We start from the raw sequence: 7,439 nt of genomic DNA on the forward strand, positions 1-7,439 counted from the left end.
ACCTATGGCGGAATGCCGTTAGTCTACTCGATAGCCTGCTATTCGATAGCCTCGTAAGGGAGCCCCACGTAATTTTCTGCAATGGTCGTGCGCCCCGCCCGGGAGTCGACGAAGTACGCCAGTTCACTGTCAGCAATACGCTGGCTAAAGCCGTCACTGTCGGGGAAACGGTGCAACATAGAGGTCATCCACCACGAGAACCGTTCAGCCTTCCAGACGCGCCTCAGGCACACCTCGGAATAGCGTTCCAGCAGATCGGTGCGACCTTCGCCGTAGACCTTGAGCAGAATATTGAACAGTGTGCTCACATCGCTGGCGGCCAGGTTCAAACCCTTTGCTCCGGTCGGCGGCACGATATGCGCGGCGTCGCCCACCAGAAACATGCGCCCGAACTGCATCGGCTCGACCACAAAACTGCGCAGTGGCGCGATGCTTTTTTCGATGGACGGCCCGGTGATCAAGCGCTCGGCCAACGCCTTGGGCAGACGGGTTTTCAGCTCGTCCCAAAAGCGTTGATCAGACCAGTCCTCGACCTTTTCCTGTGCCGGGACCTGCAGGTAATAACGGCTGCGGGTAGCCGAACGCTGGCTGCACAGGGCAAAGCCGCGTTCGTGTTTGGCATACACCAGTTCGTCGTTGACCGGCGGCGTATCGGCCAGTACGCCGAGCCAGCCGAAGGGATACACACGTTCGAAGATTTTCAGGACATCACTGGGAATCGACTGACGCGCCACGCCGTGAAAACCATCGCAGCCGGCAATGTAATCGCAGTCCAGGCGCCAGCTTTCGCCCTCTTTATCGAATGTGACGTACGGCGTATCGGTTTTCATCCCGTGGGGTTGAACGTTGCTGGCGCTGTAGAGGGTCTGCGCCCCGGCTTCCTCCCGAGCGGCCATCAGATCGCGGGTCACCTCGGTCTGGCCGTAGACCATCACTGTTTTGCCGCCGGTCAGGCCTTTGAGGTCGATATGCACCTGACGGTTATCCAGGGCCAGTTCAAAGCCGTCATGGACAAGCCCTTCAGCGTCCATGCGCTGACTGACACCGGCCTGGCGCAACAGGTCGACCATGCCTTGCTCCAGCACTCCGGCGCGAATCCGCCCCAGGACGTATTCGCCGGTCTGGCGTTCGATGATGACGTTATCGATACCGGCGTTATGCAGCAGTTGACCCAGCAGCAGGCCTGAAGGACCGGCGCCGATAATAGCGACTTGAGTTCTCATTATTGTTCTCTCGCGCAGCCTCGTCCGCAGAGGACGAGTGGGTTCTTATTAATTTATGCTTGTATTTTTCGCTTGCGAGAGAAGCAATAGAAGGTGATAAACACGTTAATGTCGGTACTTTTCGCTAATCGGTGCGATTATCGGCCTTCAGGAATGACTTCAGAACGGGCGCCCATGAATCCTTCAATCCCGGTGTTCAAGCTGTACGGCGAGCAGCAGGACTGGCTTGGCCCCGACCTGTTGCACTGCGAAACCATCTCGCTGCGCAGCCGCGTCCACGACTGGGAGATCCATCCCCATAGGCATGCCGACCTGTGCCAGTTGCTCTATGTCCACACGGGCAGGGCGCGGGTTGAAGTCGAAGGCCAGTTTCATGTTCTGGAGCAATCCGCCATCCAGATCATCCCGCCGCTGTCTGTACACGGCTTTCAGTTTTCGCCGAACGTTGAGGGCTTTGTGCTGACGCTGGCAGCTCCCTTGGTGGCTCAACTGCAAGCGCAGCTGGGCGGATCAGTGAGCTTGCTGCAACGGGTCGCCAGTTACCCGGCTGGCAAGGATCGCGATTACCTCAACAACCTGTTCAGTGAGCTGCAAAGTGAGTATGTCGGCGCGCAACCCGCCCGCGACATGCTCTTGCAATCGCTGATCAGTGTGCTGCTGGTGTGGGTCACTCGCCAGGTGATTCAGCGCCGTGAAGCCAAGCAGGTGCCATCACGGGGGCGTGAGTACCTGAGCGTATTCAATCAACGGGTCGAGACACAGTTTTGCGAGCAACCGAATGTCGAGCAACTGGCGCATCAGGTGGGCATTTCAGTGGCGCACCTGAACAGCATCTGCCGCGAGCTGGCGGGGCAGTCGGCGTTGCAGATCATCCATCAACGGATTTTGCTGGAGGCAAAGCGGCATTTGATTTACACGCCGATGACCATCAGCGAGGTGTCTGACAGTCTGGGCTTTGCTGACCCGGCGTATTTTGCGCGGTTTTTCCGGCGCCTGAGCGGAACATCGCCCAGCGCCTTTCGAACAGGTCGGGCTGACGGCATCAGCCCGGCCTGATGCTCCGGGGCTTCCTTACCTCAGAGCGCTGAACAGGGCATTGCAGTGCGCGCCATTGCAACTGGCGATCAATCCGGATGCTTGCCGGGTTTGCTCAGCGCGGTAGCAAGCGCCTGCAAACAGTACAGCGGCAGCGAAAACGACAAACACGGTCATGCATCTTGTTTTTGTTTTAGTAGTCATGGCATTTGCTCCCTGACGTCACAGGCTTGAGGCTAGTTCAGACTTAGGTTCTTGCCATGCCAGTTGTACGAGGGGTTGTGCCCGATTTCATCCTTCAAATGGACTAGATGCGCCAGCCTTTGTAGTCGCTGGCGAAGGAACGAGACTGCGTCCGGTTGCGTAGCGACCGTAAATCCTGAATCCCGGTTTTGCCTGATACGACGCGGTATCAGGCTTTACGACGACTTCGTCGCCGGACGCAGCCTCGTTCCTTCGACAGCGACTACGGGGCTCGGTTTACAAGTCTTTATCCCACGCCGGTTCATCGGTGAAGCGTTCGGCGAGAAAGTCGAGCATGCTGCGCAAGGTTGCAGGCATGTGTTTGCGTGAGGCATACACCGCGTAAATGTTCATCAGGCGCGGTTCTGCTTCGGGCAGCAGGCGCACCAGTTCACCGCGTTGCACATACACCCCGGCCTGGTAGCTGGGCAGCAGCGAAACCCCCGCACCCGCCAGAGTGGCGCTCAACAAGGTGCTCGCTTCGTTGGCGCTGATGTTGCCTTGTACCGGGACCGACAAGTCCTCACCGTGGTGGGTGAAGTGCCACAGGCTCTTGCCGTAGTAGGAGTGGGTCAGGCAGTTGTGTCGGCTCAGTTCGTCGACCTGCTGCGGCGCCGGGCGTTCGCGCAGATACGCCGGGGACGCACAGAGCACCGAGCGACAAACGGTAAGCTTGCGGGCGATCAGGCTCGGGTCCAGGTCATTGCTGGTGCGAATCGCCAGGTCGATGCGCTCGTCTACCAGATTCACCGTGCGGTCGAGCATCTGCAGATCAATGCTGACCTGCGGATAAAGCCGTACGTAGTCAGTCACTGCCGCAGCCAGTTGCGCCTGTCCGAACGAGGTACTGACACTGATGCGCAGCAATCCCCGTGGTGCATCGGTGGGCGCATCCACGGCGGCCTGCATGTCGTCAGCCAGCTCCAGCAGTTGTCGGCAGCGGGGCAGGGTCTCATTGCCCGCAGCAGTCAGGCTCAACTTGCGCGTGGTGCGGTGCATCAAGCGTGCACCTACCCATTCTTCCAGCTCCGCCAGGTAGCGTGACACCACCGGGCGTGACAGATCCAGATGATCGGCCGCCGCTGACTGGCTGCCGAGGTCGACAACGGTAACAAACACACGCATTGCAATAAGACGATCCATGATCTGCCCGATATCTGAAACAAACTATGTTCAAGCATCGCATTTTTAGTTCGCGATCGTGCAACTAAGCTCTGTCTATCGCCGACCCTGGCCACTGACTCAGGAATCACCCATGACTGGATTTTCGACCCTTCGCCGTTTTGTCCTCAGCGCTGTTGTGCTGGGCTTTGCAGCCCATGCTGCCGCTCAGGCACCGTTGACCCTGGACGTGTACAACCCTGGAGAGGCGGCGATTTTCCCCGTGTCTTCGGTGCTGGTCAGTGGTGACAAGGACGCCATTCTGGTCGATGCCCAGTTCGGCAAGGCCCAGGCCCAGCAGGTGGTCGACAAGATTCGCGCCAGCGGCAAAAACCTCACCACGATCTACATCAGCCACGGCGACCCGGACTACTACTTTGGCCTTGAAACCCTGACCCAGGCATTCCCCGACGCGAAGGTCGTGGCCTCGGCGCCGACGGTTGCACATATCAATGAAACCAAAGATGCCAAGCTGGCCTTCTGGGGTCCGAAAATGGGCGCCGATGTACCGGGCAAAGTGATCGTGCCGCAGGTTCTCAAGGGCAATACCCTGGACCTTGAAGGGCGTGAGCTGGATGTGGTCGGCCTCACCGGGCGCCAGCCGGATCGCACTTTCGTATGGATTCCATCACTCAAAGCCGTGGTCGGTGGTGTGGTAGTGGCCGACAACCTGCACGTATGGATGGCCGACACCCAGACCCCGCAATCGCACAAACAGTGGCTGGCCACACTCAAGCGCATCGACAGCCTGCAGCCGAAAGTCGTGGTGCCGGGTCATTATCTGGGTGAAAGCGATCGCTCGTTGAAGGCCGTGTATTTCACCCGCGACTACATCAAGGCGTTTGACGAAGAAGCCCTCAAGGCCAGCAATTCGAGCGAACTGATCGCCGCCATGAAAAAACGCTACCCGGACCTGGGCGAAGCGTCTTCGCTGGAGCTCAGTGCCAAAGTGGCCAAGGGCGAAATGAAGTGGTGAAAGATCCCAACGTTATTCCCAACACACTGGAGAGCGTCATGAGCAAAATTGCAATTATCGGAGCGACTGGTCGTGCCGGCAGCCAACTGCTGGAAGAAGCCCTGCGCCGCGGTCACAGCGTTACGGCCATTGCCCGCAACGCTTCCAAGTTGGGTGAGCGTGCCGGTGTCGTGATCAAGGACCTCGACATCAACAATGGCCAGGCCCTGCAGGACGCAGTGGCGGGGCATGACGTGGTGCTCAGCGCGGCGCATTTTTCGACCCAGCCAGCCTCGACTATTATCGATCCGGTAAAAAAAGCTGGCGTCAAACGCCTGCTGTTTGTTGGCGGCGCGGGTTCCCTGTTGTTGCCTGATGACAGCAAAGTCATCGACAGTCCGGGCTTTCCCGAAGAGTACCGCGCGGAGGCCTCGGCTGGCTGTGTGTACCTCGACACCCTGCGCGCCGAAAAAGACCTGGACTGGAGTTTCCTGTCGCCGTCTGCCGAGTTTGTCGAAGGTGAACGCACAGGCACGTTCCGCTTGGGTGCAGACCACCTGCTGATCAGCGCTGAAGGCAAAAGCTGGATCAGCTTTGCTGACTTCGCCATCGCCATGCTGGATGAAGTCGAACAACCCAAGCATTCCCGCCAGCGGTTCACAGTGGGGTATTGAGCCTTACGGTTGGGGGCAACTGCGCCATTTCGCGCTTCGCCCCTTGCCTGTGGATTCGATCAACCCTTCAGCTTTCAACGTTCGTAACACCAGGCGCACCGTGTCCTCTGAGACGGGCATGGCATCGCAGGCTTCGTGTATTAGCGACAAGGCGTCCCGATAGCCGGCAATCTCCTGCTCGGAGCGATTTTTGTAGCTTCAGGTTATCCGTGGCGTATTAATCCACGGCTGATCAGTATCCCTTGCCTGTTTCACCAGCCAATCCAGCAACTCTCGCAGCGGTGCGGACGGTTCGTTGCGCGCAGAACACACCAGCAAGTAGGCGGCGCCGGTCCGTACTTTGAAGTCAAAGGGCATGGCCAGTCGGCCAGCCTTGAGGTCATCCCCTATCAGTGACCAGTCGCCTATGGCGACACCGTTGCCCTGGGCGGCTACGGTCATGGCCAGGTCCAGGGTGTCGAAGTACTGGCTCTTGCAGATCATCGACACATCTCCCCCCGCCGCAGCCAGCCAGTTGATCCAGTCCTGTTGATCACGGCTGGGGTGCAGCAGGGTGTGGTGTGCAAGGTCGTTCAGGTGGTTGATGGCGTTGCTGCCGTCCAGCAGGTGCGGGGCGCATACCGGGGTCAGTTGTTCGTCGAACAGGTGCTGGCCTTCGCGCTTGGGCCCCGGCTGCGGGCTGTAGATCACGGCGGCATCGAAAGCCTCACGACGAAAGTCCACCCCGTGCTGCACGCTGCTGGTCAGTTCCACCGGCACGTCGGGGCGCAGTTCTTGCCAGTGCAGCAACTTGGGCAGCAGCCAGCGCAGCATGCAGGTTGGGGCCTTGATCTGCAGCGGGGTACGGCGAATGCTGGCGTACTCGACTGCCTCGCCGATCATGTCGAACACCTGCTCGATACGCGGATACAGCGCCTGGCCCTGTTCGGTCAGGCTCAGGCCGCGAGCCTGGCGATGAAACAGCGCATACCCCAGATGTTCCTCAAGCCCGGCAATTTGTCGGCTCACCGCCCCCTGGGTGATGTGCAACTGCTCACCGGCACGGGTGAAGTTGCAACATTGAGCCGTGATCAAAAAAGTATGCAGCGCGGGAAGTGGCGGTAGGCGTTTCATCAGTGGTCAGCCATGAGTCCAGGACATGGCTAGTATGAGCACGTTTGCGTTGTGCGCACCACAGCCGACCGCTTCAATGGTTCATTCCCGAACAAGAAGAGGAGCAGGACACATGGCGACGTGCGGCGAAGTATTGGTCAAGTTGCTGGAGGCGTACGGGGTCGAGCAGGTGTTCGGCATCCCCGGCGTACACACCGTTGAACTGTACCGCGGGCTGGCAGGGTCCAGGATCAGCCACGTCACCCCGCGTCACGAGCAGGGTGCCGGTTTTATGGCTGACGGCTATGCCCGTACCAGCGGCAAGCCCGGTGTGTGCTTCATCATTACCGGCCCCGGCATGACCAATATCACGACTGCGATGGGCCAGGCTTATGCGGATTCGATTCCGATGCTGGTGATTTCCAGTGTGCAGTCGCGCAGCCAGTTGGGCGGGGGGCGTGGCAAGTTGCACGAATTGCCGAATCAGGGAGCGCTGGTGGCTGGCGTGGCGGCGTTTTCCCACACCCTGATGTCGGCGGCAGAGTTGCCGGGCGTGCTGGCGCGGGCATTTGCGCTGTTTCAGGCCGGTCGCCCACGGCCTGTGCATATCGAGATTCCCCTGGACGTACTGGTGGAAAACGCCGACGCATTGCTTGCCAGTCACCCTGTCAGCATTGCCCGGCCAGGGGCTTCGCCTGCTGCCATCGAGCAGATGAGCCAGCGCTTGACCCATGCCAAACGGCCGTTGATTCTGGCGGGTGGCGGCGCGATAGAGGCGGCCCCCGCGCTGCTAAAACTGGCGGAGCGACTGGGCGCCCCGGTGGCCCTGACTATTAATGCCAAGGGCATGCTGCCTTCGGATCACCCCCTGTTGATTGGCTCGACCCAATCACTGGTTGCGACACGGGCGCTTGTGGCCGAGGCGGACGTGGTGCTGGCCATTGGCACCGAACTGGCCGAGACCGATTACGACGTGACCTTTGCTGGCGGTTTTGAAATCCCTGGCGCCTTGTTGCGCATCGATATCGACCCGGATCAGACCGTGCGCAACTACCC

General features: G+C 59.6%; 7 protein-coding genes. 4 read left to right on the forward strand and 3 right to left on the reverse strand.

Annotated elements, in window-relative coordinates; genetic code table 11:
• Positions 1-38: 38 nt before the first annotated feature.
• Positions 39-1,223, reverse strand: coding sequence for a 4-hydroxybenzoate 3-monooxygenase (pobA, locus tag AC19YQ_RS21135; protein ID WP_500595863.1), 1,185 nt, complete (start codon positions 1,221-1,223; stop codon positions 39-41).
• A 174-nt stretch (positions 1,224-1,397) separates the two neighbouring features.
• Here pobA and AC19YQ_RS21140 point away from each other — a divergent pair, with 174 nt between their 5' ends.
• The gene (locus tag AC19YQ_RS21140; protein ID WP_500595864.1) at positions 1,398-2,279 is read left to right on the forward strand and encodes a helix-turn-helix domain-containing protein; all 882 of its coding nucleotides are present in this window, start codon (positions 1,398-1,400) and stop codon (positions 2,277-2,279) included.
• A gap of 459 nt (positions 2,280-2,738) precedes the next feature.
• Here AC19YQ_RS21140 and AC19YQ_RS21145 read toward each other — a convergent pair whose 3' ends face one another.
• Entirely contained in the window at positions 2,739-3,644 is a 906-nt protein-coding gene (locus tag AC19YQ_RS21145) for a LysR family transcriptional regulator (protein WP_500595865.1), read from the reverse strand.
• A gap of 112 nt (positions 3,645-3,756) precedes the next feature.
• On the opposite strand from AC19YQ_RS21145, the gene AC19YQ_RS21150 reads away from it, so the two are divergent.
• On the forward strand, positions 3,757-4,638 hold the full coding sequence (locus AC19YQ_RS21150) for an MBL fold metallo-hydrolase (protein WP_219260755.1): 882 nt from the start codon (positions 3,757-3,759) through the stop codon (positions 4,636-4,638).
• A gap of 38 nt (positions 4,639-4,676) precedes the next feature.
• A complete protein-coding gene (locus AC19YQ_RS21155) occupies positions 4,677-5,291 on the forward strand; it encodes an NAD(P)-dependent oxidoreductase (protein ID WP_500595866.1) in 615 nt (204 codons plus the stop codon).
• A 198-nt stretch (positions 5,292-5,489) separates the two neighbouring features.
• On the opposite strand, the gene AC19YQ_RS21160 is transcribed toward AC19YQ_RS21155, so the two are convergent.
• A complete protein-coding gene (locus AC19YQ_RS21160; protein ID WP_339473755.1) occupies positions 5,490-6,404 on the reverse strand; it encodes a LysR substrate-binding domain-containing protein in 915 nt (304 codons plus the stop codon).
• Positions 6,405-6,516: 112 nt separating this feature from the next.
• Between AC19YQ_RS21160 and AC19YQ_RS21165 the strand changes: the two genes are divergently transcribed.
• A partial coding sequence (locus tag AC19YQ_RS21165) for a 5-guanidino-2-oxopentanoate decarboxylase (protein WP_500595867.1) occupies positions 6,517-7,439 on the forward strand: 923 nt, incomplete at its 3' end.

This window comes from Pseudomonas sp. MF06569, from assembly GCF_059862735.1.

Bases quoted from the DNA above. Each gene is read 5' to 3' on its own strand.
- pobA (WP_500595863.1), bottom strand. From the start codon at position 1,223: ATGAGAACTCAAGTCGCTATTATCGGCGCCGGTCCTTCAGGCCTGCTG.
- AC19YQ_RS21140 (WP_500595864.1), top strand. From the start codon at position 1,398: ATGAATCCTTCAATCCCGGTGTTCAAGCTGTACGGCGAGCAGCAGGAC.
- AC19YQ_RS21145 (WP_500595865.1), bottom strand. From the start codon at position 3,644: ATGGATCGTCTTATTGCAATGCGTGTGTTTGTTACCGTTGTCGACCTC.
- AC19YQ_RS21150 (WP_219260755.1), top strand. From the start codon at position 3,757: ATGACTGGATTTTCGACCCTTCGCCGTTTTGTCCTCAGCGCTGTTGTG.
- AC19YQ_RS21155 (WP_500595866.1), top strand. From the start codon at position 4,677: ATGAGCAAAATTGCAATTATCGGAGCGACTGGTCGTGCCGGCAGCCAA.
- AC19YQ_RS21160 (WP_339473755.1), bottom strand. From the start codon at position 6,404: ATGAAACGCCTACCGCCACTTCCCGCGCTGCATACTTTTTTGATCACG.